At 39.4% G+C, this 26,645-nt stretch carries 19 protein-coding genes; 7 read left to right on the forward strand and 12 right to left on the reverse strand.

The features are described from left to right. Positions 1 to 5 precede the first annotated feature (5 nt). The 7 genes from B9Y81_RS02065 to B9Y81_RS02095 all read right to left on the reverse strand — a co-directional run bounded on the left by B9Y81_RS02065 (position 6) and on the right by B9Y81_RS02095 (position 10,712). Positions 6 to 1,433, reverse strand: coding sequence for a SusF/SusE family carbohydrate-binding protein (locus B9Y81_RS02065; protein WP_085535328.1), 1,428 nt, complete (start codon positions 1,431 to 1,433; stop codon positions 6 to 8). 31 nt (positions 1,434 to 1,464) lie between these two features. Next, on the reverse strand, positions 1,465 to 3,087 hold the full coding sequence (locus B9Y81_RS02070) for a RagB/SusD family nutrient uptake outer membrane protein (protein ID WP_085535329.1): 1,623 nt from the start codon (positions 3,085 to 3,087) through the stop codon (positions 1,465 to 1,467). Positions 3,088 to 3,099: 12 nt separating this feature from the next. Continuing rightward, positions 3,100 to 6,105, reverse strand: coding sequence for a SusC/RagA family TonB-linked outer membrane protein (locus tag B9Y81_RS02075; protein ID WP_085535330.1), 3,006 nt, complete (start codon positions 6,103 to 6,105; stop codon positions 3,100 to 3,102). Between the two features lie 557 nt (positions 6,106 to 6,662). Beyond that, a complete protein-coding gene (locus B9Y81_RS02080) occupies positions 6,663 to 7,667 on the reverse strand; it encodes a FimB/Mfa2 family fimbrial subunit (protein ID WP_085535331.1) in 1,005 nt (334 codons plus the stop codon). 90 nt (positions 7,668 to 7,757) lie between these two features. Beyond that, positions 7,758 to 9,023: a fimbria major subunit gene (locus B9Y81_RS02085; RefSeq protein ID WP_085535332.1), complete on the reverse strand. Its 1,266-nt coding sequence runs from the start codon at positions 9,021 to 9,023 to the stop codon at positions 7,758 to 7,760. A 119-nt stretch (positions 9,024 to 9,142) separates the two neighbouring features. After that, complete coding sequence (locus tag B9Y81_RS02090; protein WP_085535333.1) at positions 9,143 to 9,475, reverse strand: DUF3575 domain-containing protein; 333 nt, start codon at positions 9,473 to 9,475, stop codon at positions 9,143 to 9,145. A 358-nt stretch (positions 9,476 to 9,833) separates the two neighbouring features. Next, complete coding sequence (locus tag B9Y81_RS02095) at positions 9,834 to 10,712, reverse strand: helix-turn-helix domain-containing protein (protein WP_085535334.1); 879 nt, start codon at positions 10,710 to 10,712, stop codon at positions 9,834 to 9,836. A 400-nt stretch (positions 10,713 to 11,112) separates the two neighbouring features. On the opposite strand from B9Y81_RS02095, the gene B9Y81_RS02100 reads away from it, so the two are divergent. From B9Y81_RS02100 to B9Y81_RS02110, 3 genes are all read left to right on the forward strand, one after another. Continuing rightward, positions 11,113 to 11,793 carry a queuosine precursor transporter gene (locus B9Y81_RS02100; RefSeq protein ID WP_085535335.1) on the forward strand — a complete coding sequence of 227 codons (681 nt, stop codon included), beginning with the start codon at positions 11,113 to 11,115 and terminating at the stop codon, positions 11,791 to 11,793. A 140-nt stretch (positions 11,794 to 11,933) separates the two neighbouring features. Beyond that, positions 11,934 to 12,668, forward strand: coding sequence for a 3-keto-disaccharide hydrolase (locus B9Y81_RS02105; RefSeq protein WP_095996235.1), 735 nt, complete (start codon positions 11,934 to 11,936; stop codon positions 12,666 to 12,668). Between the two features lie 329 nt (positions 12,669 to 12,997). Further along, complete coding sequence (locus B9Y81_RS02110) at positions 12,998 to 14,647, forward strand: IS1182 family transposase (protein WP_085535336.1); 1,650 nt, start codon at positions 12,998 to 13,000, stop codon at positions 14,645 to 14,647. Positions 14,648 to 15,551: 904 nt separating this feature from the next. Here B9Y81_RS02110 and B9Y81_RS02115 read toward each other — a convergent pair. Next, positions 15,552 to 16,244 carry an LrgB family protein gene (locus B9Y81_RS02115; RefSeq protein ID WP_085535337.1) on the reverse strand — a complete coding sequence of 231 codons (693 nt, stop codon included), beginning with the start codon at positions 16,242 to 16,244 and terminating at the stop codon, positions 15,552 to 15,554. Then, complete coding sequence (locus B9Y81_RS02120) at positions 16,241 to 16,591, reverse strand: CidA/LrgA family protein (protein ID WP_085535338.1); 351 nt, start codon at positions 16,589 to 16,591, stop codon at positions 16,241 to 16,243. Before B9Y81_RS02120 ends, B9Y81_RS02115 begins: the two co-directional genes overlap by 4 nt. A 302-nt stretch (positions 16,592 to 16,893) precedes the next feature. Between B9Y81_RS02120 and B9Y81_RS02125 the strand changes: the two genes are divergently transcribed. Next, positions 16,894 to 18,009, forward strand: coding sequence for a family 20 glycosylhydrolase (locus B9Y81_RS02125; protein ID WP_085535339.1), 1,116 nt, complete (start codon positions 16,894 to 16,896; stop codon positions 18,007 to 18,009). 155 nt (positions 18,010 to 18,164) lie between these two features. Here B9Y81_RS02125 and B9Y81_RS02130 read toward each other — a convergent pair whose 3' ends face one another. Next, positions 18,165 to 18,923 carry a LytR/AlgR family response regulator transcription factor gene (locus tag B9Y81_RS02130; protein ID WP_085535340.1) on the reverse strand — a complete coding sequence of 253 codons (759 nt, stop codon included), beginning with the start codon at positions 18,921 to 18,923 and terminating at the stop codon, positions 18,165 to 18,167. A 7-nt stretch (positions 18,924 to 18,930) separates the two neighbouring features. Next, positions 18,931 to 19,938, reverse strand: coding sequence for a sensor histidine kinase (locus B9Y81_RS02135; RefSeq protein ID WP_085535341.1), 1,008 nt, complete (start codon positions 19,936 to 19,938; stop codon positions 18,931 to 18,933). A 220-nt stretch (positions 19,939 to 20,158) separates the two neighbouring features. Between B9Y81_RS02135 and B9Y81_RS02140 the strand changes: the two genes are divergently transcribed. From B9Y81_RS02140 to B9Y81_RS02150, 3 genes are all read left to right on the forward strand, one after another. Then, positions 20,159 to 20,554, forward strand: a complete 396-nt coding sequence (locus B9Y81_RS02140; RefSeq protein ID WP_085535342.1) for a hypothetical protein — start codon at positions 20,159 to 20,161, stop codon at positions 20,552 to 20,554. A gap of 149 nt (positions 20,555 to 20,703) precedes the next feature. After that, positions 20,704 to 23,754 (forward strand): serine hydrolase domain-containing protein, encoded by a 3,051-nt coding sequence (locus B9Y81_RS02145; RefSeq protein ID WP_085535343.1) that lies wholly within the window; start codon positions 20,704 to 20,706, stop codon positions 23,752 to 23,754. A 599-nt stretch (positions 23,755 to 24,353) separates the two neighbouring features. Continuing rightward, positions 24,354 to 25,094, forward strand: coding sequence for a lysophospholipid acyltransferase family protein (locus B9Y81_RS02150; protein ID WP_085535344.1), 741 nt, complete (start codon positions 24,354 to 24,356; stop codon positions 25,092 to 25,094). A gap of 5 nt (positions 25,095 to 25,099) precedes the next feature. Here B9Y81_RS02150 and B9Y81_RS02155 read toward each other — a convergent pair whose 3' ends face one another. Beyond that, positions 25,100 to 26,599 carry a capsule assembly Wzi family protein gene (locus B9Y81_RS02155; protein WP_245832382.1) on the reverse strand — a complete coding sequence of 500 codons (1,500 nt, stop codon included), beginning with the start codon at positions 26,597 to 26,599 and terminating at the stop codon, positions 25,100 to 25,102. Between the last annotated feature and the right edge of the window lie 46 nt (positions 26,600 to 26,645).

A 26,645-nucleotide genomic window follows, 5' to 3' on the forward strand; every position in this document is an offset into this window, starting at 1 on the left:
AGCATTTAGTTGATAACGCCGGTTCCTTCATTAAAATTAAGTGAAACTTTCTGTCCTGAAGTTACCGCAACAGCAGCTTGATCGCCTCCGTTTCCACGGAATTCTATCACACCGTTGATTACATTAAACTCAGCCTTCCACCAATCCGACAATAAAGCATGCTTAATAGCCATACGCAAATTACCATCCTGCGCAAATACGGGCGAAACAAGCTCTTTACCTTCTGCTTTGAATTTATACTCGTCTTTGTATTCCCATGCGCCACCGTTAGCGTCTCCGATAAGGAAAACGTTTGCTTCGGTTACTGAGATTACTTCTTCTTCCAGGTTAATATAGATCAGATAATAGCCCGGAGTCTTCACGTTGATGTTATTTCCACCTTTCGTGTATTCGCCGATAGCATCCGTATTTTCTTCCGCTATACCAAAATCGCCACCCCAACCTAACTTAATGGTCATTTTAAATCCACCTTCTTGCAGGTAAGCTATTTTCCAGAACGAACTTGGCGTACCGTTCACAGGAATAAACTCTTTCGCGTCTGTCGATGGCTCCCATCCATTGAATGCATCACCAATAAGGAATAACTGCTCCGGATAAGTAGGAGGTATAACCGGATCGCCAGTTAATACGTAGCGCGCGGTGAATTTTCCGGCACGGATATCGTATTTCATATAGACACTGTATTCTCCACCGATATTGGTCACTAAATTGCTTCCACCGGTTTGCAGGTCAGTATATCCTTCGGTCAAGTTATTTTCGTTGCCTTCTTTCGTTCCGGTCACATCCGTAAACAGTTTCACCTTCGAAGTCTCGTCGTATGGAATTTCATATCCCCAGTCTCCACTGTAACGAAATTTATATTCTCCGGCAGACAAGGTTGTAGACATTGTCCATTCCACAGATGTATTTGTTTCATTAAATACAGGAGCATTAAAGAGTGTTTCTTTATCCCAGCCCCCTGCGGTAGCTGCACCAATAACTCCCCAATTAACCGGTAAAACAGAAACCTGATTCAGGCTGGTGTTCACTACCACGTAATAAAGTCCGTCTTTAGAAACTTTGAAAGCGGCAGCACCCATATCCAGTTTGCTAATGGTGATAACACCTTCTTTTTCTTCTACGGTTTCACCCTTACCAAAGTGAACGGGTTCTTGTCCGGCTTCCTTGGCTACGGAAATATTAAATTCTCCGTCTGCTTTCAGCCAGGTATAAATTCCGATCACATCATTCTTGCTTTTTTCAGTTTCGTGATCCAAACTGACCGGTTTCAGCGCGGAAGTGGAAGCTTCACCACTAAAGATGGTTGCTGAACCAACAATGTATGTTCCCGGTTGAGCTTCTTCGATGATTGTCCAGTTGTCATTATCTTCACAGCTTGTTGCTGTTCCCAGCAAAAGCATACATACCGACAAATAATATAATATCTTTTTCATATTGTTGTTTTTTTGAAGTTGGAAGTTAGTATTATTCGTATCCCTTGTTTTGTGTCAGATTTTTATTCAATAACACCACATCGTGAGGAATAGGAAACACATTGCGGAACGGAGCAGATGCACGACCATCAGTCGTAACAATTGTTGTGTACTTACCAAAGCGTATTAAATCCTGACGGCGAACAGCCTCCCATGAAAGTTCACGGGCACGTTCGTCCAACAGATCATTCAGACTTGCGTTTGAAAACACATCCGCGCCTACACGTCCGCGCACTTCATTGATTTCATCATCTCCACTCATGCCTTTACGAAGCTTAGCTTCGGCTTTCATCAACAATACATCAGCGTAACGGAATAATACATAATCCACGCTTTGTAACTTACCGGCCTGTTGACCTGAAGGGTCAATCGCATATTTTTTCCAACGAGCACCTGCTGTCTTTTCTTCTGCCGCACCTGATACATCTACCGAGATAGCATCCGGTTTGTATTCAAGTTCATTGTCGCCATCCATTATAGGTTGTCCGTCCGGACCCTCTACTTTACCCGTATAGAATGAAAGTTCCAGACGAGGATCGTTTTTGCTCTTGCGAAACGCTGACAAAAGATCTTTTGTAGCAGAAGCACCATTCCAACCATCAATAGAATAAGCCTTACCATGCGCATAGTGAACTGAACGAATAATATAATAGAACTGTGCACTATACTTTACCGGATCCATCGGGATAGTAAAGATCGTTTCCGGAGATGTTTCATTACCCACACTAAAGTTAGCCGTAAATGCAGGAGCCAGTTTATAGCCGAAAGCCGTAATTGAATCCGCATAGGCAATAGCCGCATCCCAACATAATACATTTTGTCCGTTCATTTCAAAATCAGTGCTGCCATTAGGCGTACCGTTATTATCGGTCCAGTCATTATCCGAATATACCTGAGCGTTTAACGCCAGTTTGGTCAATAGAAAATAAGCGACCGGACGAGTCATACGACCATAATATTCGCCTTCCTTTGAACTATTTGATGTACTTAACAAAGGCGCTGCTTCCTGCAATTCTTTGCGAACAAAATCAAAAACGTCTTTACGTTCCGCTTGTTTTACATCCGATATCTGCACATCCGATTTTTCTACGATAGGCACACGTCCGAAACAATCCAGCAGATAGTAATAATACATCGCGCGTACAGCCTGCACTTCTGCTTTATAAACCGGCAAATAAACATTTTCCGGATCAGCTTCTATCAATGAATTAAGCTTGTCAAGTGATTGATTCGCTAATCCGACAACGCGGTATAAATAATCCCAGGTTCCTTTGAAAGGACCTTCAGATTTATCCCATTTGTGCTGATACAGGCGTTTCCACAAACCACCGTCTTCCCAGTCACCACCACGTACAGGAAGGATAGCCTCATCTGCCGTGAATGTTTGTATATCGTATAAACCTCTATCGGTTCCACCTAATCCGTTACTTCCATCAGAAGCTCCAATCAGTGTATAAAGATTGGCAACTGTGTTAAGATAGATCAATTCCGGACTTTTATAAGCCTCTTCTTCAGGCATCTGATCTTTTGGGTTTTCGTCAAGAAACGAGTCGCAGGCAGAGAAACCTACCAAGGCAAATGCCAATAAACCACTATATAATAATTTCTTCTTCATGTCTTTTAAGTATTAGAAAGTGATGTTCAAACCAAGTGAATAAGTACGTGATAGTGGGTAGAAACGTTTGTCGTCTACTCCCAGGTCGTTGCCGTCTTTCTTGTTTACAGAGCTGTTGATCATCGGAGACAATCCTGAATAGTTTGTAAATGTGTGCAGGTTGTTAACCGAAGCCGTCAAACGAATATTTTTGATTGTCTTACCCCAGTTCTTTACATCGAAATTATAACCGAACGAAACATAATCCAGATTCAGATAATCTCCCTTTTCCAACCAATAGTCGGTTACTGTGTTGTCCTTAATATTCATTGCAGGAGCATCCGGCAATACGTTGTAGGTTGGGAATGTATTCATATTCATGTAAGTCAACGACGTACCGTTATAGATCTTATGACCAAACGCTCCGTTCATTTGTAGTTGAACATCAAAACGTTTGTATCTGAAGTTTATGTTTGCTCCCAAGTATACCTTCGGCATGGCTTGTCCGGCGATATAGCGGTCGTTACCATCATTAATATCAACCGTTCCGTCTTTATCCAAATCTTCTACCTGATAGGTGTAGCTACCTAACCCGTCATTGATCAAACCTCTTGAATGTGGCAAATAGAATACACCTAAAGGTTGTCCTACCATCTGATAAGTTACTCCGGTATTACCGCCGATAAAACCGGCACCGTTGATGCTAACCAAACGCATATATTCGGAAGTAGACAAATCTTGTCCCATATAGGTACCGCTTAATGAACGGATTTCATTCTTTTGATATGAACCGTTTACGCCGATTTTTAAATCTATATCTTTTGAACGGATCGCATCAAAGTTTAATGCAACCTCAACCCCGTCGTTACCCATTTCACCTAAATTCGCCAACAATTTGTCATACAGGAACGGAGGAACCGGAACAGCATATTCATACAACAATCCGGTAGTACGTGAAACGTAGTAGTCAACCGAACCACTCAAGCGATTCTCGAATAAACCGAAGTCAACCCCCACATCAAACATTTTTTTCTTTTCCCATTTCAAATCAGGGTTTGCATTACGTGCATAACCATAAGTTACGGTTTGTTGTCCGTTTACAGTTGTAATACCTGTCGGTTGCATCAACGAAAGAGAATTGTAAGGAGAGATTGCATCCTGATTACCTGTCAGACCATAACCAACCCTCAATTTGATATTGGTAATTTGATCAACATCCTTCAGGAATCCTTCATTACTAACCACCCATGCGGCAGATGCGGAAGGGAAAAATCCCCATTTGTTATTGTCTCCCAATTTGGAAGAGGCATCCGTACGTAAATTTACCGTAGCGATATAACGATTATCGAACATATAGTTCAAACGAGCCATAAACGACGCGATATTATATGAATTAGCATAAGAAGACACATCTCCATATTTCACGTTTGCTCCTGCTTTCAGGTTGTTGAATCCGAAGTAGTTTGTGCCAAAACCTCTGGCATTAGCTTCAAATCCGTTATACTCATACTTTTGACCTTCCATCAATCCCAAAGCATCAAAATGATGTTTGTCGAATTCTTTCTTGTAAGTAAGTGTGATGTTACCCATCAGGATATTACTTTTCTCTTCTTTCTGGAGAGCTTTACCTCCACCTTCACGAATACCGGCTTTGACATTATTAGGTGTATATACGGAGTTGTTTTTGTCGTTAAATGTATAAGAACCGAAAGCACTCAACATTAAATCATCTGTAAAGTTGTAAGATATCTTTCCGTGTACATTTATATAAGCGTTTTCTTCTTTATCCTGAATAGTCAGACGCCCTAACGGGTTATCTATTTCGTTGGCATTCGGGTCTTCCGGCCAAGTTCCGTCCGCATTCTGTCCAATAGGGAAAGTAGGATTAAATGATGCAGCCGAGTAGAATGTCTTTTGGTGATCGTTCACATAATGGTTGATCTTTTTAGAACCGAATATCCCGAATTCTATTTTCATCTTATCATCAAACATTTTCTGTGAAGCGTCTAATTTGGTCGTGTAGTTTTTCATATCACTTCCTTTTATCACTCCTTCGTTTGCAATTACACCTACAGAAGCACGATAATTTGACTGTTCGTTACCGGCTCCAAAAGAAACACGGTGGTTTTGTGTAAAACCTGTACGTTGCATCTCTTCGATAAAGTTTGTATTCGCACCAAGGTCAAGCGCGTTGCCATAACCTCCTGCTTCAACCGCGGAACGATATCCTGCCGCATCCATCATTTCGATGTTTTTGTATACCGTTTCAACACCGAAAGTTCCATCATAACTAAGACTTACCACACCGGCTTTACCTTTAGCGGTAGTAACTACAATTACGCCACTCGCTCCACGAGAACCGTACTGAGCTGTTTCAGAAGCATCTTTCAAAATAGTGAATGTTTCGATATCCTGAGGAGACAAGGCATTCAAAAGACCAAGATCACCAAACACACCATCGATAATAACCAACGGATCATTACCACCTGAAAGCGATGTTGTACCACGCACACGGATAGAAGGTCCGGCAGCCGGATCTCCACCTGTTTTACTGATAACCACTCCCGCTACTTTACCTCTGATAGACTCCAACGGGTTATTAACAATACCCACGTTCATGTCTTCTTTTTTCACACGTTCCACAGCACCCGAAATAGTTCGTTTGCTTCCTGTGGCATACCCAACAACAACTACCTCTTCTAAAGCTTCCACATCTTCATTCAGTGTAATTTGGAATGATGTTTTATTGTCCACCGGGATTTCCTGTGTTATATACCCTATATAGGATATAGATAGAATCGCACTGCCCGAAGTAGACAATGTAAAATTACCGTCAAAATCGGAAATAGTTCCGTTTGTCGTTCCTTTTTCAAGAACACTGGCTCCGATTATAGCTTCGCCATAAGCATCCTTAATATTACCATTGATTGTGTGATTTCCCTGCGATTGGGAAAACAAATTGGAATGAATACCAATTCCTAACATAAATAACAGGAATAGTCTTAGCCATCCCTTTTCTTTAACTTTTTTTCCGTTCATGGTGCGTTTATATTAAATTTAGGCTTTACTTCGATTAACAAGATTGATAGAAGTACACCGATTATTTACACTTTCATAATACAGAACAAAGATAAAGACCATTATCCCCAATACTCTTGATGGGTAAATGAAAAGAGTAAATAAAAACAAGCCGCCATAAATACTTATACAACTTATTATCACACGATTAAACACGTTCCACTGAACGTATAAAAGTAAAAAAACAGAAGTCTTTAAGGAGAATTATCTGTAAATAAATGTTTCTTTTTTCGGAGATATGCCCCTAAAATGTAAAAAGGTCTGTACTAATTTCACAATTTGTACAGACCCGGGAAATCATATTCCAGTTGTTTCTGGAACAATAAATTTATGTTCGAATAGAGCGTATTTCACAATATGCCCTATTCTTTTTGACTATTTGTTTTGTATAGAATCTATTAATATTTTTAGGAAGAATGAGCAAGGTGAAACTACTCCACCATATCGTGTCTCATTCATTTCTTTTTTTTCTTACTTATTATTTTTTACTGTTTACTCCTTTACAGAATAGGTTTACCTTAATTTATTGTAACATATTTGTGAATCACATTCCAGTCGTTCACTTTTATAGTTAAACCTAAGTTTCCTGTAATAGGATCTCTCACAAACTCCAGCAGGATTTTAAAATCATGCATAATACTAAAATCTACCGGTCGATCGGCTTTTTCTCCTTCAAGAATAAGCGCAACCAGATTATCTTCATAGAGAATTTTACCCGTGTTGTCATCATATAGTTTGAGACGTGGGCGTCTGTCACGTGCAAGTTTCATGCAAGTCATTTCGGCATAATAATGCGTATTCTTGTTTTCAAACCGGGATGTATAATGTAGCTCCTCAGAGGAAGCAAATGTGTTGTCAAAGTTATAGCTGGCGTTGTTGTCTGTTACTACAGCACGATAGGAGCCATTGTCCATCTCAAGACCTCTCAGTTCAAAACGGAGGTTATTTGTATTTTTCAGCAGCAGAAGCGTATCCCGTACAATAACATCGTTTTCTTCTGCTCGTGTTGTTGAGGGTTCTACAAATTCTTTATCTCTAATAGTAGAGAAGAATAAGGGATGCGGAATCACAGAAACGGTATCGTTAACCGCACCTTCATAAAGCAATTTAATATCCTGAAAAGAGGTTACACCCTGTTCAAGCGTTGAATGATCGTATTTATAGCAGCCATCTGCATTTCCCCAGGCAAAAAAATTGTAAATACCTGAAAGAAGAGAAATTTCCACTTCATAATTCTCATCTCCTAAACGTGGAGAATGGTCGGTTACGGATTTAACGAAAAATCCTTCGGCATCAAAGGCGTATACCGTCAGGCTTTTCAGCTCAGCGGGATCATACCCTTCGCCTTTTTCTTCATTATAAGGTGTATAGGTAAAAGAAAGATAATAAGAAAATGCAACCTCCTGACCAGAAATAGGGGGATCCACCTCACACCCCGACAAGTCTTCTTTCACACACGAAAGCAAACCGACTACAAACAAACCAGTCACAAGCAGTTGTATAAAGGGAGGTTTTAATTTCATTTTTTTTATTTTTTTGGTAAAGGAAGTCGAGTAGCAGAAGGGAAGTGAATACTTCTTACTCCCCGACTTCCAACTATCATTTTGTGCTTATTAGCTTAATGTTTGATCGTTAAAAGATCCTTCCCAATCTTTCACCTTAACATCAAATTTGATACTACCATTCGATGTTGGAGGAATTGGAGTAAGAGGATCAGTTGGGATACCAATACCACCAAAACCGGTAATTGTAATTACATAGTACGTATTACGAACTACATCAAATTCGCCAGGATTCTTTTCAAGAGTAATTCCATAGTCACACAGTCCTTCTTTGTATTCGATTACGGTAGCACCCGGAGCAACCAAAGATGGATTATTAGTTTGAAAGTTTTGAGCTGCAGCTGCACTTTCAAAAAATGCAACAGTTCCGTTAGCCATAGCCAAAATAGCAAAGGTGCCATTAGGGCTATATGTACCTGTTGTTCCTGATCCGTTTAAAACACTTGAAGGCACAAATTTACAACGCACACGTGCATAGGTTGCATCGTCAGCAGTGCTCTTTGCGATGTTTTCCATCACATAAAATGAGTTATTAACAGGACCGTTAGGATCTTTCACTACGTCATTAAATACATTAGCTATTGGAGGAACAAAAGCAATGAAAGGCGATTTCTGTCCGGTTGTAACAAGGTTGAATAAGGTATTCACATTGTCTACACTATACTTCACGCTCGTCAGTGCGATAGTACCACCCGCAACACTAACCTCTGTTCCGGAAAGTGAGTGAACCACTGCTACTTTTGCAGCTAAACGTTCCAAATCAATAGGATTACCGTTATTCAATAATAATGGGGTAATAGCAGTGTTTGATACAGATACGTTCTCCGTAAGCACAGCAGATGCCATAACAAATTTATCTGCTTCTGTAAGTCTTGCTAATGTTTCATTGTAAGTAGCACCAAGTGCATTCATCCCCTCAGCAACAATTTTATTTTTGATACTAGTAGAAATATTACCTACAAGAACTATTTTCTTGTTTGCCTCAGCAATTACTTCAATTGGTGTATTCAAAGTGTACTGATTAGTACCAGCAGGAAGTAAGTCTGTACCAACATTCAGATCTACAATTTTCTCAAGGTTTCCAGCTCCACTTCCACGGAAAACCAAAACAGATACGGTATTAAGTTTCGATTCGGCCGCAGTTTGAGTTGTTGTAACAGCACGCGTATTCAACTCTCCTGTTTTAATAGTTAATGCAATACTTCCTTTTGCACCATCCGGGTTAACAACCGGTTCTTCGGCATCATTGCTGCAACTTGTAAAGGTAGAAGCTACAACAGCAAAGGCCAACATAGCGGATTTCAATTCTTTTTTCATTTGTTAGATTAATTTAATTAATAATAGAAACACTTATTTTTGTAAAAAAAATATCAAACTGTAATACTTGCGCGTAATGCATAATCCTTTATATAGGAAAACATTTTAATTTGTGTAAATCAAACTGATTCCAAAACAAAAATTCCGCCTGCAACAAAACGGCCATTAAACGCATGAAAACCAATAGAAATCCCCTTAAACACCTGCTGTGTCAAATAACGAGCTTCAGGACGAATAACCCAATGCTTATTTTTTTTATTATAAGAAAATGTCCATGGGTTTAAAGACGCTGATAAATTCAACGAATATTGTTCTGACAGACCAACCTCATCGACAAGGTTCAATGTAGTAGTAGCTATTTCAGCAACATTAATTTTTGCTGCAAAATCCTGCCCTTTTCCTTCAGTAATCAATAAACAATAAAATACAATAAACAACATCTTTTTCATCATGGCCTGGCTATAATATGATTCTGTCGCAGACAAACATCTCTCAGGATATTATTAAAACTTATCACACTAAAAAAAACAACTTCTTTTTTTATTCTCTCGCTCGTATATCCTTTTTTTGTCTTACGGTTAGTTTTTAATAAAAAAACATTTATTTGATATTGCAAAGATCATACGTTTATCGCGTTTGATTATCATGATTTTTCGCCCTAGTTTTTAGATTATTGGCAAAAACATCAAAAAAAAACACTTGATTATCAAATATTTTTTTGACGAATATTCATAGAAAAGGTTCAATACATTATTGTATAATGCCGAAATCAATTCTCAAAACAGCGACAAACGCAATTTAAACCGGCTTTTATTCTTTAAGACTTCTGTTTTTTCTTATTTTTCCGGGCGAAATCCCAAAATGAGTTTTACAAAATTCATTAAAATAACTGTCCGACTTAAAACCATGATTATCTATGATCTCTTTCAGACAGATATCAGTCATCGTCAGATCATAATATATTTTTTCTGCTTTTTTCTGTTTTATCCATTGGCGAGGCGTAGTGTTGAATGTTCTCTTAAATCTTTTCTCAAAACCAGAAATGGTATAATTCATAGATTCTGCCAACTCAGACACAGTCTTGTATTTTAAAGCATTTTCCTTGATTTGTTCGGAAAAAGACATATCAGAACTTATCAAATCTTTAAAGAACAATGCCTGCTGCTTATGATCATACAATTTACCTATTGCGAAAAGCAATTCATTTATTTTAATATCGAAAAAGTAATTGCAGTTTAATTTCGAATCGATAAACGTTTTTAACAAGATTAAACTCGCTAATATCTCCGGCAATACAGGAAGCACGTATAACTGTGTTGAGTTTTCAACCAACTCTTTCACATCCTTATTGCGTTCTAAATAATGTGTTAGTTTTACTAGCGGAAAACAATTACACAATTCCATTTTGACCCGTAATCGGAAAATATAAAAAACAGCATTGGTTTTAGACGTTACCCTAAGGTGCACTCCTAAACCAACATAAAACATCTCCGCCTCCTGAATAAAACACGGTTTTGTATTGTCGAAACAAACTTCCACGCTACCTTCTGTTACAACAATAATTTTATTTGATGTTGTATCGATCAGGTATTTGTAATCTTTGTCTACCTCTATTTTTTCAACAATGTTTTTCTCTATTTGCCAATTATAGAGGCAGCTCTCTTTTTCTTTTTGTAATGTAATTTCCATAGAGTATATTAAATACAGCTAAAAATCATCAGGACTTGTTTTAAATAAAACGCATCACAAATCAAGACCAATCTTCTATTTAACATAGAAAAAAATAAGAATCCTGTTGATTATGAATATGTCAGGCTTTCTGGTCGTTATTAATTATAAAATAGCAAGTCACGGTCTACTTACTATAAAATACATAGAGAATAAAACGGTTCTGTATTATTTAGCTTAGTAATGAAATAAAATCAATTTTGTCAATTGCAAATATCAAAATTAATCCCATTTTTACGTTATGTTTTTTCGCAAAAAAACAGCTATAAATCTCCTTCTTTGCTTTTTTTATGAAAAAACAAAGGTTTTTCCTTAACTTTGCGCTCCGAGTGCTTGAACACCTCGTTAAAAACAAGTAATTATGCAAACAAAAGTATCCGTACCCTTCATGCTGCTGGGCATTCTGTTTAATGTATGCCTGCTCACATCAAATCTTTTAGAAACTAAAGTAGTTCAGCTCTTTGGCATTACAACAACTGCCGGACTGATCGTGTTCCCTATCTCTTACATCATCAACGACTGTATTGCCGAGGTTTGGGGGTTTAAAAAAGCGCGTCTTATTATCTGGAGTGGATTCGCGTCCAATTTCCTGTTGATCGCTTTTGCCCAAATCGCTATCCTACTGCCTAACGCGCCATTTTGGGATGGCGAAGAGGGCTTCAATTTCGTATTCGGATTAGCCCCTCGAATTGCCGTAGCCAGCTTAATTGCTTTTCTGGCGGGTTCTTTCATCAATGCTTTTATTATGAGCAAAATGAAACTCGCCTCAAAAGGGAAAAACTTCTCCGCACGCGCCATCTTGTCTACACTGGCCGGCGAAAGTATCGATTCAATACTGTTTTTCCCCATCGCCTTTGCCGGACTTGTGCCTACCGATCAACTCTTTATCATGGTTGCCACGCAGGCTGTTCTCAAATCACTTTATGAAGTGATCATCCTGCCCATCACCATCCGCGTTGTAAAATACATAAAGAAAATAGAAGGCAGTGACGTGTACGACAAAAACATATCGTACAATCCACTTAAAATAAAAGACCTATAATTAATCGGCATGATTTATGCTGATTCCTACAATAGTATAAAACCCACAAGGGAACAAAACTATTAGAAAAATAATACTATATTTAGAAGCCTGTAGCGTTTGAATTAACAGGCGTAACGATAAATATCGAATCAAAAATCATGAAAAACAAAATGAAAACAATGGCTTTATCACTGCTTTTAGCAGGAATGTGCACGATGACAGTGTATGCACAAAAAGACAATTCACTTTCCAATCAGGAAAAACAAGAAGGATGGACACTCCTCTTTAATGGTAAAACAACAGAGGGATGGCGTAAATGTAATTCCACAGAAATGGCTTCAAACTGGATCATAGATGACAATGCTATGAAAGTGTTAAGAGGAGAAAAAGCAGGAAGAGGATCAGGTGGCGATATTCTTTTCGGAGCTAAGAAATTTCAGAACTTCGAATTATCCATTGACTGGAAAATAGAAAAAGAAGGTAATTCCGGTATTTTTTACAATATTGTTGAATATCCTGACAAGCCTATCTATTATGCTGCACCCGAGATTCAGGTTTTAGACAACTGGAATGCCGGAGACAATAAACTTACAAACCATCTTGCCGGATCGCTATACGATATATTACCGGCATTACCACAAAACGCCAAACCCGCCGGAGAGTGGAATACGATTGTTGTTCGAGTAAAAGATGGTAAAGTATCCCATACACAAAACGGAGTTAAGGTGGTAGAATACGAACTATGGACACCGGAGTGGTATGAACTTGTTTCAAAAAGCAAATTCAAAGATTGGGAAGGATTTAAAAACGGACCTGCCAAAGAAGGCTATATCGGTTTGCAAGACCATGGCTACGATTGCTGGTTTAAAAATATCAAAATAAGGGAATTATAACACATATTAATAGTCAACCCAATGTCATGTTGAGCCCGTCGAAACATCTCATACCAACACAATGTCATGCTGAGCCTGTCGAAGCATCTCATACCAACCCAATGTCATGCTGAGCCCGTCGAAGCATCTCATACCATCAGACTATTCTTTAACGAAGCTATATGCAGAGATCTCTCCACTTCGGTCGAGATGACAAGGAGGGGAAGTCGAGATGACAGGAAGGGTAGTCGGATAGAAATATGAGGGTGTCCAAAAAGTTTTGGACATCCTTTTTTTATTGCTCTTTTTTTATTATATTTAAGTCATAAAACAAAGACAATCATTGCTTTATGGCCAAAATATCATGGAAACCCTACAATCAGGGGCAAGGTGTTCTTTTTCCGGTAAGTATAGACAGTAAGATACCTGAAGATCACCCCGTTCGTTTAGTCAATCATATTGTTGACGAGCTTGACTTATCCGACATTGATTTTGGATATAAAGGAGGAGGCAATAGTAGTTACCACCCCCGGATGTTGCTAAAGATTCTTTTTTACGCCTATCTGAACAATGTCTATTCCTGTCGAAAAATAGCCGCTCAATTAGAACAAAACATTTATTACATCTGGCTCTCTGGCGATCAACAGCCTAATTTCAGGACAATAAACAACTTCCGTTCGCTTCGTCTAAAGCAGAGTATCCATAAGCTATTTGTTCAGATCGTCTTCATTCTGGTAGATATGGGCTACATCAGTTTGAAAGAACTCTATGTAGATGGCACTAAGTTGGAGAGCCGTGCTAACCGATACACTTTTGTATGGCGCAAAAGCGTTGAAAGAAATAAGGCTAAGCTGGAATCTAAAATACATGGTATTCTCTCTCAGATAGAAGACGGTATTACTCAAGACAATGCTCCCGATGATGAGCCTCCTACCCCCATCAACAGTCGGGAATTGAAAGAAAGGATACAGCAGATAAACCGGGAGAACCGTAGTAAAGAAGAACTTAAACAAATCAAAACGCTGGAAGATAAACATTTGCCAAAACTTCAGGAGTACGAAGAAAAGTTGGATACTCTGGGGGAGCGTAATAGCTTTGGCAAAACCGATACGGATTCAACTTTTATGCGCATGAAAGAGGACCATATGAGAAACGGACAGTTAAAGCCCGCGTATAATCTTCAAATAGGTACAGAAAACCAATTTATAACACACTATGATCTCTTTCCTAATCCAACAGACACATTGACTCTTATCCCTTTTATGAATGGATTTGAAAGCAACTACAAGATACGTCCTGAACAGCTTTGTGCCGACTCGGGTTATGGAAGTGAAGAGAATTATACTTACCTGGAAAAGAAAGAAATCGAGGCTTATGTAAAATACAATTATTTTCACAAAGAAGAGAAACGTTCCTTTAAAAACAATGCATTTCTACAGGACAACCTCTATTACAATAAGGAGAAAGACTATTTCATCTGTCCGATGGGGCAACAAATGAAAAAGATTTATACGACAAATCGTAAAACTCAAAGTGGCTTTGTTTCAGAGATAAGTGTTTACAAAGCCAGCCGTTGTCAAGGTTGTCCGCTCAGGAGTTTATGCCATAAGTCAGAAAACGACAGACAAATACAGGTTAATCATAAGCTAAGGGAGTATAAACGGAAAGCCCGTGAAAGGCTTACCTCGGAAGAAGGTCTACGAATGCGAAAGCGACGCCCCATAGAACCCGAAGCTGTTTTCGGTCAAATCAAATACAATAAAGCTTACAATCGGTTCCGCCATCAATCAAAAGAGAAAGTGGCAATGGATTTTGCTGTCTTTGCTATAGCCTTTAACCTGCTCAAACTATATCGAAAGCAGAAAAAGGCAGTTTTTGCTCAAAAAAGAACGGTAAAAAACAAGAATGTAGAACTTTTTAGAGTCTATCAACACCACGAAGAGAGAAAAACTCAGATTATAAATCTGACAAAGCTAAATCAACAAAAGAACGCAGCATAAAAAGATAAAAGAGAGTGCCCTTGTGGGACACCCTCATCAACAATACCATCTTAAAATCAAACCATTCCCCACTGTCATGCTGAGCCTGTCGAAGCATCTCATACCATCAGACTATTCTTTAACGAAGCTATATGCAGAGATCTCTCCACTTCGGTCGAGATGACAAAGAGGAATGGTCGGGTTGAAAGGGAGGAACGGTTCCTTCCCCGCTGTCATGCTGAGCCTGTCGAAGCATCTCATACCAACTGACTATTCTTTAACGAAGCTATACGCAGAGATCTCTCCACTTCGGTCGAGATGACAAAGAGGAACGGTCGGGTTGAAAGGGAGGAACGGTTCCTTCCCCGCTGTCATGCTGAGCCTGTCGAAGCATCTCATACCATCAGACTATTCTTTAACGAAGCTATACGCAGAGATCTCTCCACTTGGGTCGAGATGACAAAGAGGAATGGTCGGGTTGAAAGGAAAGGATGTCGAGTTGACAAATAGAAGCGGTTCCTACCCAGAAAAGAGCGCGATGCCGCGATAAGCGGCGAGCCGTGAAAAAACCGGCCTCACTGGATGAGCGTTAAGAAAAACACGGAGCGAAAGCGTTAAAAACAAATCGTTGTTTGAGCGCAGCGAGTTTCGATTTGTTTAGCGAAAGCGCAGTGTTTTTTAGCGAAGGAAGTGCAGCCTTGATCTTTTTTGCTTCGTTTTTTGGATCAAGCCAAAAAATGAAGTGGGGTCACAGGGGTGAAACCCCTTAAAACCCTGTCCCATCCCCTGTCATGCTGAGCCCGTCGAAGCATCTCATACCATCAGACTATTCTTTAACGAAGCTATACGCAGAGATCTCTCCACTTCGGTCGAGATGACAAGGAGGGAAATTGAGATAACAGCGAAAGAAATCAATATAACAGAATCACTGTATAATCTGAAGAAGCAAAGGAATTATAACAGCCGTACATATTCCCATAAGCCCTATTGCCAATCCACTGATTGCTCCCTCCACAGCTCCCATTTCAATAGCCCTTGCAGTACCAATGGCGTGCGAAGCGGCCCCCATGGCTAAACCTTTCGCAATTTTGCTCTCTATTCCGATGAGTCGTAAGATATAAGGTCCGACAATCCCACCTAAAATACCACATATAACTACACTTACCACCGTTAATGAAGGGATGCCACCCGTATGTTCCGATATATTTATAGCAATAGGTATAGTAACAGATTTTGGAGCTAAACTAATCAACAATGTTTCGTCTGCCCCAATTAACTTCGCGATAGTAACCACGCTTAAAATGCTCACAACACTTCCAACAAATATAGCTGTTGAGATAGACAAGATATTCCCCTTTACATGCAACAGATGTTCATAAAGAAGATAGCCCAAAGCGACAACAGAAGGACCGAGAAGAAAACTCAGAAACTTACCTCCTCGCATAAAATCGTCATATTCGAGCTCAAAAAAAGAGAGAAAACCAATAATAAGCGCAACGGAAACAACCAACGGATGTAAAAATGGAATACGCGTTTTTTTAAACACCCATACACCCAAAAGGTAGCTTCCCAAGATAAGCACTACCATAAACTCCGGTAAAAGAAAAAGCGATTTCATTTTCTCCACCCTCCTTCCATCTTTTCCTGAATAACAGCTACGACCACCAAAACAAGTATTGTACTAAAAACACAGGCAACAAGTAGTGGAATCCAGTTTTCACGAAGAAAAGCAAAATTAGTCATCAGACCAACCGCCGCAGGAATAAAAAAGATCATCATATTTCCTGTAATGATTTGAGCAGTGGCTTTCACCTTCGACGAATTAATAATTTTAAGATGAAGCGACAGAAACAGAAGTACCATACCAATGATACTACCCGGTAAAAACCCATCTACTAAATAACTTATGCATTCACCTAAAAAATAAAACAGAAAAATAAAAAATACTCCTTCAACAATTTTCATACCTAAATAACCTAAACATAATTCTAATCTGTTTGCAAAGGTACTATTTTACGGTCTATTGCATTAGGGTGATGTTTGGATTTTATTGTTTTTCCAATCTCCACATCTCCTTCAAAACAAATGTCCATTTTTCCATTATTTTCGGGTCAAAAAAACGAACTATTCCGGTCGAAATTTACCCCTTTCCATAAACACTGATAATCAACGTCTTACAAACACCAAAAACATAAAGGTTATTTTTGGGAAAATAAAGGATATCTTTTCAAAAATAACCTTTATCTTTTTTTTTATATTACTATGTGATGAAGCACACATTATTTTCTTTTATCGCCATCCTACTTTTTTCGACCACTCTTTGGGCACAAGCAGACGAAAAAAAACTAAACTCAACCCTGCCGGTACGTGGATTGGCCATTGCTGCTCCTTCGGTACAAGGAGTTGACCAGTTTCTAAAGTTTATTGAAGAAGAAATGGCTCCTGCTCACTTCAACTTATTGATCTTACGCGTCGACTGGAATTACGCTTATGAAAGTCATCCGGAGTTAAGAGATCCAAACCCATTGACAAAAACTGAAGTGAAAAGAATTGTTGATCTGTGTAAAAAACACGACATTCGAATCGCACCTCAAATCAATCTGTTAGGGCATCAATCGTGGGCAGAAACCACCTATAGCCTACTCCGCCTATACCCCGAATTTGATGAGACACCTCATGTAAAAACCGAGAACTATTCGGGATGGCCTAATCCGGATGGTTTATACTGCAAGAGCTATTGTCCGCTTCATCCCGAAGTACACAAAATAGTTTTCGCCTTAGTCGATGAGCTAATGGAGGTATTTGACGCGGATTTGTTTCACGCCGGGATGGATGAAGTTTTTTATATCGGAGACGACAAATGCCCTCGTTGCAGCGGACGCGATAAAGCCGAACTTTATGCCGGTGAAGTAACAAAAATACAGAATCATTTGTCTACAAAGAACGCCAGATTAATGATTTGGGGTGACCGACTGATTGACGGTAAAACAACAGGCATTGGAGAATGGGAAGCAAGTATGAATAATACGTTCAGGGCTATAGACTTAATTCCGAAAGAAGTTTTTATTTGCGACTGGCACTATGAGCGCGCTGATCAGACAGCTGTTTATTTCGCGATGAAAGGTTTTGATGTGGCTACCTGCCCTTGGCGAAAACCGGAAATTGCCATAGAGCAACTAAACGATATGCTACGATTCAGAACAAACAGTACGGCAGCGATGGCTGATCGTTTTCAAGGCATCATCGCGACCGTTTGGTCCGGAGCCGATAGTTTCTTAAAGAATTACTACAACCAGGAGGAAACGCAGGCAACAGAATCGGATGCCGCAACGATAAAACGGCTTATGAACGAATATAAGAAAATGCATGCATCCGGACTGTAACACAACAGTAAACGAACAAATTCCAAACATGGGAATAAGTACTAATGATTTTACGCAGCGCAATGTGGCGATCGATCTATTTCGGGCATTGACAATGCTTCTTATGATTTTCGTAAATGACCTTTGGTCGATTACAGGCTTTCCTGACTGGTTTTTTACTGTTTGCACTTCACCATCCAGGTTCTGAATTCGGAGGCTTTGTTTTTACTAACATAGAGACGTTCGGGTGCTTCAATATCCAGCGTAATCAACAAGCGACTGTCAAACCAGATCGTTATGTTTTTTACACTCTCCCGCGAGATAATAAATTGTTTGTTTGCACGAAAAAAGTCTGCGGGATTCAATGTGCGGATAATTTGCTCCAACGATTTTGAATAGAGATACTTATCCCCGTTTTTTAAATAGAGGGTGGTCTGCTTTCCGGTTGTATAAATAAAAGAAACGTCGTGCAGATCGATCGGCAACAGCTTATCTCTAAACGGAAGGAGTATTTTGTCTTCGTAAACTACCTGCGGAGCCAATTTAGTTAGCTGAGACAGGTATTGAAGCACGTCGACACTGGTTAGTTTGCTGAATTTATTCAGCGCTTGTTTAAAGTTGCTTATTTTTATTGGTTTCAACAGGTAATCGATGCTGTTCACTTTAAACGCATCTATGGCATATTCGTCGTAAGCGGTAGTAAAAATGATGGGCGTTTCTATTTCTATATGGTCGAAAATAGAAAACGCCGACCCATCAGACAGGTGTATATCCATAAGTATTAAATCCGGAGCAGGATTTAGCTGCAACCAAGCAACAGTTTGAGTAACGCTCTCTGTATTTCCAAGCACTTCTATCAACGGGTCAATCTCAAACAACATATCCACTATATTTTCATAAGCGGTTGTTTCATCTTCAACTATCAACACTTTCATATTATCCTTAGTTTAGAGGTAAATAAACGCTAAATGTTTCCTCGTTATCCTCAATCCGGATCTGTTTATTCAACATTAACTGAAATCTGTTGCTTAAATTCTTAAGTCCCGTACCATTCGTATCGGGCAAGGTTAATTTAGGATATATCGGATTAGAGACAATAAGTTCGTCATGACTATTCATGTAGATTTTAATCATCATGTTATGATCACTATCAATCCGGTTGTGCATAATTATATTATCGATAAGCGGCAAAAGCGACAAAACCGGTATTTTCAGATTCATTTTACGTTGATCTATCACAATATCAAACAGCAGTTTATTCGCGAAACGCACCTCCAGCATATAACGAAAAGCGTGTATGAAGTTTAATTCCTCTTCCAATGAGACCAACCCTCTTTTATCGCTTCGCAGAATATAACGAAACACATCAGAAAGTTTATCTACATACGCCAGTGTGTTTTCATCATTCTTTTTGCGTATCAAAGCGGCGATACCATTCAATGAATTGAAAAAAAAGTGTGGATTTATCTGGTTAGCCAAGGCATCACAACGGCTTTGCAGATTGTCAATTTTCAGCTGTTCTATTACTTGTTCATTTTTTCTTTGCCGGATATAAAGCATGGATAAATGACCACTCAATATACTGATTGCAGCCATAACAAGAAACTGACAAGTAATTGTGCTGAAAAAATCGAATTTCGGTCCGTACCATTTACTGATGCAAAGATAGATCAGGTAGGCAGGTACCACTATAAGGAAGGTGCGAATAAATCGGGTTTTCAATTCGACCGTTTTCATCTTTGTCAGGTTCTGGTAGAGCAAAAGCCAAAGAAGCACGGAGTAAAATATATACCTGATACCTAAAAACATCCACATGGAAAAGTATTGCGACTCATGTAATACAGTAAGTTCCCAAGGAATGCATATAATATTCGGATAGGTAATGATAACGGCCCCGACTAAGGCTATCAACAGGAGTTTCAGGCGTGAATAGTTTTCTATTATTTTCATAATCAATCTGATGTATTACAAATATATTAAATACTTGTATACTTTATTAACGCTTATACCTAATAAAGAAAAAGACGTTCTTTAAAACGAAAAAAAACATCGGGTTAAAATCATTTCGTGATAGATCGATTCTTTTTCGTTTTGTTCAACAAACCACATTAACCTGATTTTATGACACTTACCTTTACTCCATGTTTAATCTATCGTAAAACTCAGTGTTATGAATAATTTAATTAAGGTATTAGTTATCTCCGTATTTATAGCGACCGGCGGGCTGCTCCATGCGGAAGGTAAAGGAGGTCAATTATTTGTTGCTGATACGCAACAGCTAATAAAATATCTTGACCTGAAGGGGTATCAGATCAGCAATGTTGATGAAATTAACAGGGATTTTATTTCAATGCAATATGATCTTGCAACAAAAAACAAAAAAACAGATAAGCAAGAGATGAAAAAGGTTGTCTACAAAAATCTGAAGTCGTTAAAGGATGTTCTAACAGCCGAACAATACAGGAAATATGTAGCAATATTAAACATTACACATTATAACCAACAGGTTCAATCCCCCAAAAACTGCAATTTAACAGAGACGGATTGTCTCACTTTTTACAAATAAGTATTTTAATTAGGTTAACAACAAATGTTGTTTAAATAAGAGGCTGTCTGCGAAGATAGCCTCTTATCAATTCTACCGCAAAATTCTTTAAACCCGTTTTTTTACGTACTTTTGGTATTCAATAGCTGATAGTAAAGATAGAATTTCGTATGAGAATAAACATAAAACATTATATATATATCGCATGCCTCTGTGTTTCGGGCATTGCAACCGGATACGCGCAGGCTGATCCTAATTTATACGCTAAAACGGATCAAGCAAAAATGAATCATTGGGTAGATTCTGTTTTTGACTCAATGACTTACGACGAGCGAATCGGACAACTCTTCATGGTTATCGCCGATCCTAAATCGGATACCCGGAATATGCAGAAAATGTTCCGTTACATCAATGAACTAAAAATTGGCGGCGTTTTATTTCATAAAGGAAACCCCACGGCACAGGCCGAAGTAACCAACCGAATGCAGAAAGCATCTAAAGTCCCGTTATTTGTATCTTTAGACGGCGAGTGGGGGCTTTCCATGCGATTAACCGGAACAACTCGTTTTCCTAAAAATATGATGTTAGGTGCAATTGAAGACGACGAACTGATCCGTACATACGGAGAAGAGGTAGCTCGCCAATGCAAAGAATTGGGTATTCAAATAAATTTCGCGCCTTCTATCGATGTGAACAGCAATACCGACAATCCGGTGATCGGGCTTCGGTCTTTCGGCGAAAACCCACGGGCTGTTGCTGATAAAGGTATCGCCTATGCTCGCGGACTTGAGAATGGGGGTGTGATAGCGGTAGCAAAGCATTTCCCGGGACATGGAGACACCTCGGACGACTCGCATCACACTTTGCCTGTTGTGAGGCATGACAAAAAAAGACTTGATGAAGTTGAACTTCTTCCTTTTAAACGCTATATCTATGAAGGATTCGCAGGCATGATGACCGGACACCTTTCTGTACCTGCTCTCGACAAGAGTAGGCAATCTTCTTCATCATCACCCGTAATTGTGAACGATCTGCTCAAAAAAGAGCTTGGATTCCGTGGTTTATGTTTTACGGATGCGTTAGCCATGAAAGGAGCTACAACAAATAAGAAAGACAACCTGTCTGTTATGGCTCTATTGGCCGGAAATGATGTTTTACTTGCTTCAGCAAGCCCAATTACTGATTTCAAAGCAGTTAAAGACGCCTTAGAATCAAACATCTTAAACATTAAAGACATAGAGGATAAATGCCTTAAAATTCTACGTTACAAATACATCACCGGTCTTAACCAGTACAAGCCTATCGATACAAAGGGACTGGATGAAAGGCTTAATTCGCCTCATGCCGCCTGGATTACAGCCCGGCTGAATGCCGAAGCGATAACTTTGTTAAAAAACAAGCAGGAAACCATCCCCTTGAAACAACTCGACAAGAAAAAGATCGCCGTATTATCTATTGGCAGCGATGTTGACAATCCTTTTCAGAAAATGTTAAACAGATATGATTCTGTTGCTTGTTTCAGTATTGGACTTCGTTCAACGGAAGCTCATGTAAGACAAGTCTATGCTCAACTTGCAAAATACGATGTAATTATTTGCGGAGTGCATACTGTACGGGTACCGGAAAGTGAGGCTCTACGTAAATTGGCTACCGAGAAAGAGTTGATTTATTCTTTTTTTACGATTCCTTATTTCTGCAAATCGTATACTAAAAGCATACAAAATGCTCATTCCGTATTAATGGCTTATGAAAGCACTCCATTAGCACAGGAATATGCCGCTCAACTTATATTCGGGGGGATTGAAGCAAAAGGGAAATTACCGGTAACAATTCCTGACCTATATATTGCAGGTACTGGATTATTTACGAAAAAAACACGCTTAGGTTATCACGAAGCTGAAGAGGTAGGGCTAAATCAGGTGCGATTGGACGTGATAGACAAAATCGTGAAAGAAGGGTTAGACGAAAAAGCCTTTCCCGGTTGTCAGGTTTTAGTCGCGAAAGACGGCATGATTGTTTATAACAAATCTTTCGGCTATCAGGACAGTACATTAGATTATCCGGTAACCGAAACAACCGTCTACGATATAGCTTCCATGTCAAAAGCTGCCGGAACGTTATTGGCGGTCATGAAAGCATACGATGAAAAGAAATTTACACTCAATAGCAAAATATCCGAGTTTATCCCTCAACTGAAAGAGTCAAACAAAAAAGATCTGACCATAAAAGAACTGCTGTTTCATCAGTCCGGTATGATACCAAGCATCAATTTCTACCTTAGTGCGATTGACAAAGAGAGTTACACCGGAAGTTTGTATAGCGCCACAAAGAACGCTACCCATCCCGTGCAGTTTGACTCACGAACCTATGTTAGGAATGATTTTTTGTATCTTCCGTCAATGGTATCCTCAACCTCTAAACCGGAATTCACGACCGAAGTGGCCAAAAATTTCTTTGTTCACGACTCATTTAAAGACACCATCATTCAAACCATAAAAGACTCCAAACTCTCCACAAGGGGCAAGTATGTCTACAGTTGCGTAAACTTCATGTTGCTGAAAATGATTACTGAAAAGACAACAGGAATAGCCATGGACAACTATCTGAGCACCGGTTTCTACAAACGATTAGGCACACGATACACCTATTACAATCCGCTTCACCACATGGATACAACGCGTATCGCCCCTACCGAAAACGATGGTTTTGTAAGAAGACAATTAGTCCGCGGCTATGTGCACGACGAAGCTGCCGCTTTCCAAGGAGGCGTGTCCGGCAATGCAGGACTCTTTTCCACAGCCAATGATATCGCAAAAATTTCACAAATGCTACTGGGGCAAGGAATGTATGGTGATGAACGTTACCTATCGGCAGAGACAAGTCGTTTATTTACCGGTTCTAAAAGTCCGAACAGCCGGCGCGGATTAGGATTTGACAAACCACTTATCGGAAACGCACGCCTCTCACCATGTGGAGTACTTGCGCCGGCCTCAGTTTACGGACATACAGGCTTCACGGGCACCTGTTTCTGGATTGACCCAAGCAACAATCTTATATACGTATTCCTCAGCAATCGGGTTTTCCCAACGCGAGCAAACACAAAGTTCGGACAATTAGATATCCGCACCCGTATTCAAGATGCAATCTACAAAGCAATAGATCCCGAAGATCATAACCCCGGAAGCGCATCCCCGGGCGTTGGGTTTTCAGGAATCAAATAAAATGCCCGGTTGTCATATCGTCCTTTATCGACACAATTTAACAATTCAAATTTTGTCTTAAAACAAAGGTGTTTTTTTATAATACTATATAAATAAAAACATAACCTTTATATTTTCAAAAATAAAGGTTATTTTCCCAAAAATATCCTTTATGTTTTTTGGCTTCATAAGTTGCTGATATTCAACGATTAGGAAAAGGCTTGATTTTAACTTAAATCAGTCGTTTTTTAACATAAAAAAAGCTACCGTTTGCACAGTAGCTTTTTTTATTTCGCAATGAAATCGTTTTTTAGTCTTCGATTCGTTTGTTGATGAAGATGTGTCCAAGATAGCCAATAACTATTGTGACTAAACCTGCTGTAAGGATACCGTTGTTCAGAGATCCTTGAGCTGTAGGGATTGCAAGGATTACAACACCAACTAACAGAACTATAACTCCAAGATACTTAATTAGCTGTTTCATGGTTACAGATATTATTATATGATTTTTTTTCCTACCGCAAATAAAGCAATAATAACCCGATTGTAAAAATATTTCAAGCGAAAAAAAACCAATCCTTTCATTTTAGCCTTTATATTTGTAAGTAAATCTTTAGGCTATGTTGAAGTTTGTTTATAATATCTATACCTGGTTGTTTTTTGTTCCTGTGTTTCTTGTCCTTACATTGCTAACTGCGCTAACGGTTATAGTTGGATGTTTATTGGGAGGAGACAGGGTGTTTTCTTATTATCCGGGAATGATTTGGTCGCGTCTTACTTGTTTTTTGGCGTTATGTCCTGTCAAAGTAAGCGGACGTGAACATATTTCTAAAAATCAGTCTTATGTATTTGTAGCCAACCATCAGGGAGCGTTCGATATATTTTTAATCTATGGTTTTCTCGGCGTTCCTATTAAATGGGTGATGAAAATGGGGTTAGGCAAAATACCGTTCGTTGGTGCTGCTTGTCGTGCCGCGGGTTTTATATTTGTAGATAACTCAACGCCTAAAGCTGCGGCTAAATCAGTTTTGGACGCGGAACATTCATTGCGCAATGGAGCTTCTATTGCCATCTTTCCGGAGGGATCACGCACATACGACGGAAAGATGATACGTTTTAAAAAGGGCGCATACCAAATGGCTACAGATCAACACTTATCGATTATACCTATAACGCTAAATGGACCTTTTGATGTGCTGCCGATAGATTCGTTCAACCTCAGAAGGCACCGCATGGAAATGATTATTCATCCGCCTGTGAGCACAGCGGGCATCTCCTCTTCTCAGAAAAAAGAGCTGCAACAGTTAGCAGATGCTACACAAGCTACTATTTCGTCTACGCTTTGGGATAAGTATAAATAAGCAAGTTACCAGTTTTTCAAAACGCCCTGTTTGCGAATGCTTAAGCTAAAACCGGCATTCTTTTCCAACATATCGCCGGTATCGAAAGCAACTACTCCACCAAACTCCCATCCGCTTAATCGGGGGTGGGTATAGGTTACTTCAGCTAAAGTAGAAACGGACGATTTTGTATTGAGGAATGGTTTGCTGGAACGCCCCCAACTGGTCATCGACGTTAACAGCAAACGATAGGATAGGTTTGTTGTAATAGCACCTTCTGCTCCTAAATGCCAACTTTCCACACGATTATTCTTAAATCCGATCTCACCATTTCCGTTATACTCCGGAGAGATTAATAGCGGAGATCCCAAGGCACGGTTGAAGTAAGATGCTCCTGTAGTGTATTCTCCATTGTTGTAGTAATCGTCGTTACCGCCTCCACGACCGGAATATTTATCCCTGTCAAATCGAATAAAGTGCATTGGTCCGCTTTGATTCTTTGTATTCAAATATTCGATCACGATCTTTTTCAACCACGATACTTGTTCTGTTTTGAGTTCTATTCCCCAAATACCATCTATTCCGTTTGCTAATTCCATACCGGATTTATCTTCAAAATAGTGTTGGTGATAAGCCTGCAACGTTCCAAAACCACGAAGTTTGTATCCTAAGCCAAAATAGTAGCTTCCGTAATGGTTTCCAAGCGCATTGATCTGATCGGAAAGAGTTGCCTCTTCTCCACCCTCTTTACCTGCCACAACCCGTAAGAAGTCTTTGATGGATTGTGGTTGTTTTCCTATTTTCGGATCAGTGGAATTTCCTCCCCACTGCACCCAATGTTCTAATCCCAGTGTTCCGAACAATGGAAATTCGTTTAATGTATCTTCTATGCGTAAAAAGCCTGATTTATGATGCCATAATATTTTATCGACATACGTTTTGGGTTTACTCGAAGCTGAAACATAATCCTCCAAATAGGCAGAATCGAATGATTTTCCGATTGAAAAATCACCTTTTACCTGCAGCCAACCTCCGGTGAAAGGAATTGTTGCATATTCGGGAATACTGAAATTTATCTCCGGTATAGGTTTCGCATTTGGCGAAAGCACCATATCTCCGGAACTTAATCGTTTATCTACAATCGAGTTATAACGCTCTTTACTCCCTACACTAAGAAGAATGGCTTTATAGCCGATTTCCGCATATAGTTGCTGCAGATAAACATTGCGATACCGGGGAGCTGCTCCTACCAGATCAACTCCGGCAGTCCATCTGAACCCATTGCCAAACGTTTGATTATGAAAAACTCCGGCTCGAAGCAATCCGTTTCCGGCATCTAAAGGCACAACTCCGTTTCGATTACTAACAATCCAGAAGGGGGTGTTTTCGCCGGTCGCAGCAGACCCCATAGCTTCCAATCGATATATTGTTTTCTCTGTTTCATCTTTATTATCCTGTCCTACTGCATATTGGGAAGAAAACAGAACAAAAGACGCAAGAAATAGAGCACACTTATTTTTCATCATATATATAGGTATTACCACAAGCAAAGATAAATAATTAATTAAAGCC

Origin of the sequence: Massilibacteroides vaginae (assembly GCF_900178525.1) — a bacterium.
Taxonomy (GTDB): Bacteria; Bacteroidota; Bacteroidia; order Bacteroidales; family Tannerellaceae; genus Massilibacteroides; species Massilibacteroides vaginae.

What these genes read in the sequence shown, in the direction of transcription:
- B9Y81_RS02065 (WP_085535328.1), bottom strand. Translation starts at nt 1,433, where the DNA reads ATGAAAAAGATATTATATTATTTGTCGGTATGTATGCTTTTGCTGGGA.
- B9Y81_RS02070 (WP_085535329.1), bottom strand. Translation starts at nt 3,087, where the DNA reads ATGAAGAAGAAATTATTATATAGTGGTTTATTGGCATTTGCCTTGGTA.
- B9Y81_RS02075 (WP_085535330.1), bottom strand. Translation starts at nt 6,105, where the DNA reads ATGAACGGAAAAAAAGTTAAAGAAAAGGGATGGCTAAGACTATTCCTG.
- B9Y81_RS02080 (WP_085535331.1), bottom strand. Translation starts at nt 7,667, where the DNA reads ATGAAATTAAAACCTCCCTTTATACAACTGCTTGTGACTGGTTTGTTT.
- B9Y81_RS02085 (WP_085535332.1), bottom strand. Translation starts at nt 9,023, where the DNA reads ATGAAAAAAGAATTGAAATCCGCTATGTTGGCCTTTGCTGTTGTAGCT.
- B9Y81_RS02090 (WP_085535333.1), bottom strand. Translation starts at nt 9,475, where the DNA reads ATGATGAAAAAGATGTTGTTTATTGTATTTTATTGTTTATTGATTACT.
- B9Y81_RS02095 (WP_085535334.1), bottom strand. Translation starts at nt 10,712, where the DNA reads ATGGAAATTACATTACAAAAAGAAAAAGAGAGCTGCCTCTATAATTGG.
- B9Y81_RS02100 (WP_085535335.1), top strand. Translation starts at nt 11,113, where the DNA reads ATGCAAACAAAAGTATCCGTACCCTTCATGCTGCTGGGCATTCTGTTT.
- B9Y81_RS02105 (WP_095996235.1), top strand. Translation starts at nt 11,934, where the DNA reads ATGAAAAACAAAATGAAAACAATGGCTTTATCACTGCTTTTAGCAGGA.
- B9Y81_RS02110 (WP_085535336.1), top strand. Translation starts at nt 12,998, where the DNA reads ATGGCCAAAATATCATGGAAACCCTACAATCAGGGGCAAGGTGTTCTT.
- B9Y81_RS02115 (WP_085535337.1), bottom strand. Translation starts at nt 16,244, where the DNA reads ATGAAATCGCTTTTTCTTTTACCGGAGTTTATGGTAGTGCTTATCTTG.
- B9Y81_RS02120 (WP_085535338.1), bottom strand. Translation starts at nt 16,591, where the DNA reads ATGAAAATTGTTGAAGGAGTATTTTTTATTTTTCTGTTTTATTTTTTA.
- B9Y81_RS02125 (WP_085535339.1), top strand. Translation starts at nt 16,894, where the DNA reads ATGAAGCACACATTATTTTCTTTTATCGCCATCCTACTTTTTTCGACC.
- B9Y81_RS02130 (WP_085535340.1), bottom strand. Translation starts at nt 18,923, where the DNA reads ATGAAAGTGTTGATAGTTGAAGATGAAACAACCGCTTATGAAAATATA.
- B9Y81_RS02135 (WP_085535341.1), bottom strand. Translation starts at nt 19,938, where the DNA reads ATGAAAATAATAGAAAACTATTCACGCCTGAAACTCCTGTTGATAGCC.
- B9Y81_RS02140 (WP_085535342.1), top strand. Translation starts at nt 20,159, where the DNA reads ATGAATAATTTAATTAAGGTATTAGTTATCTCCGTATTTATAGCGACC.
- B9Y81_RS02145 (WP_085535343.1), top strand. Translation starts at nt 20,704, where the DNA reads ATGAGAATAAACATAAAACATTATATATATATCGCATGCCTCTGTGTT.
- B9Y81_RS02150 (WP_085535344.1), top strand. Translation starts at nt 24,354, where the DNA reads ATGTTGAAGTTTGTTTATAATATCTATACCTGGTTGTTTTTTGTTCCT.
- B9Y81_RS02155 (WP_245832382.1), bottom strand. Translation starts at nt 26,599, where the DNA reads ATGATGAAAAATAAGTGTGCTCTATTTCTTGCGTCTTTTGTTCTGTTT.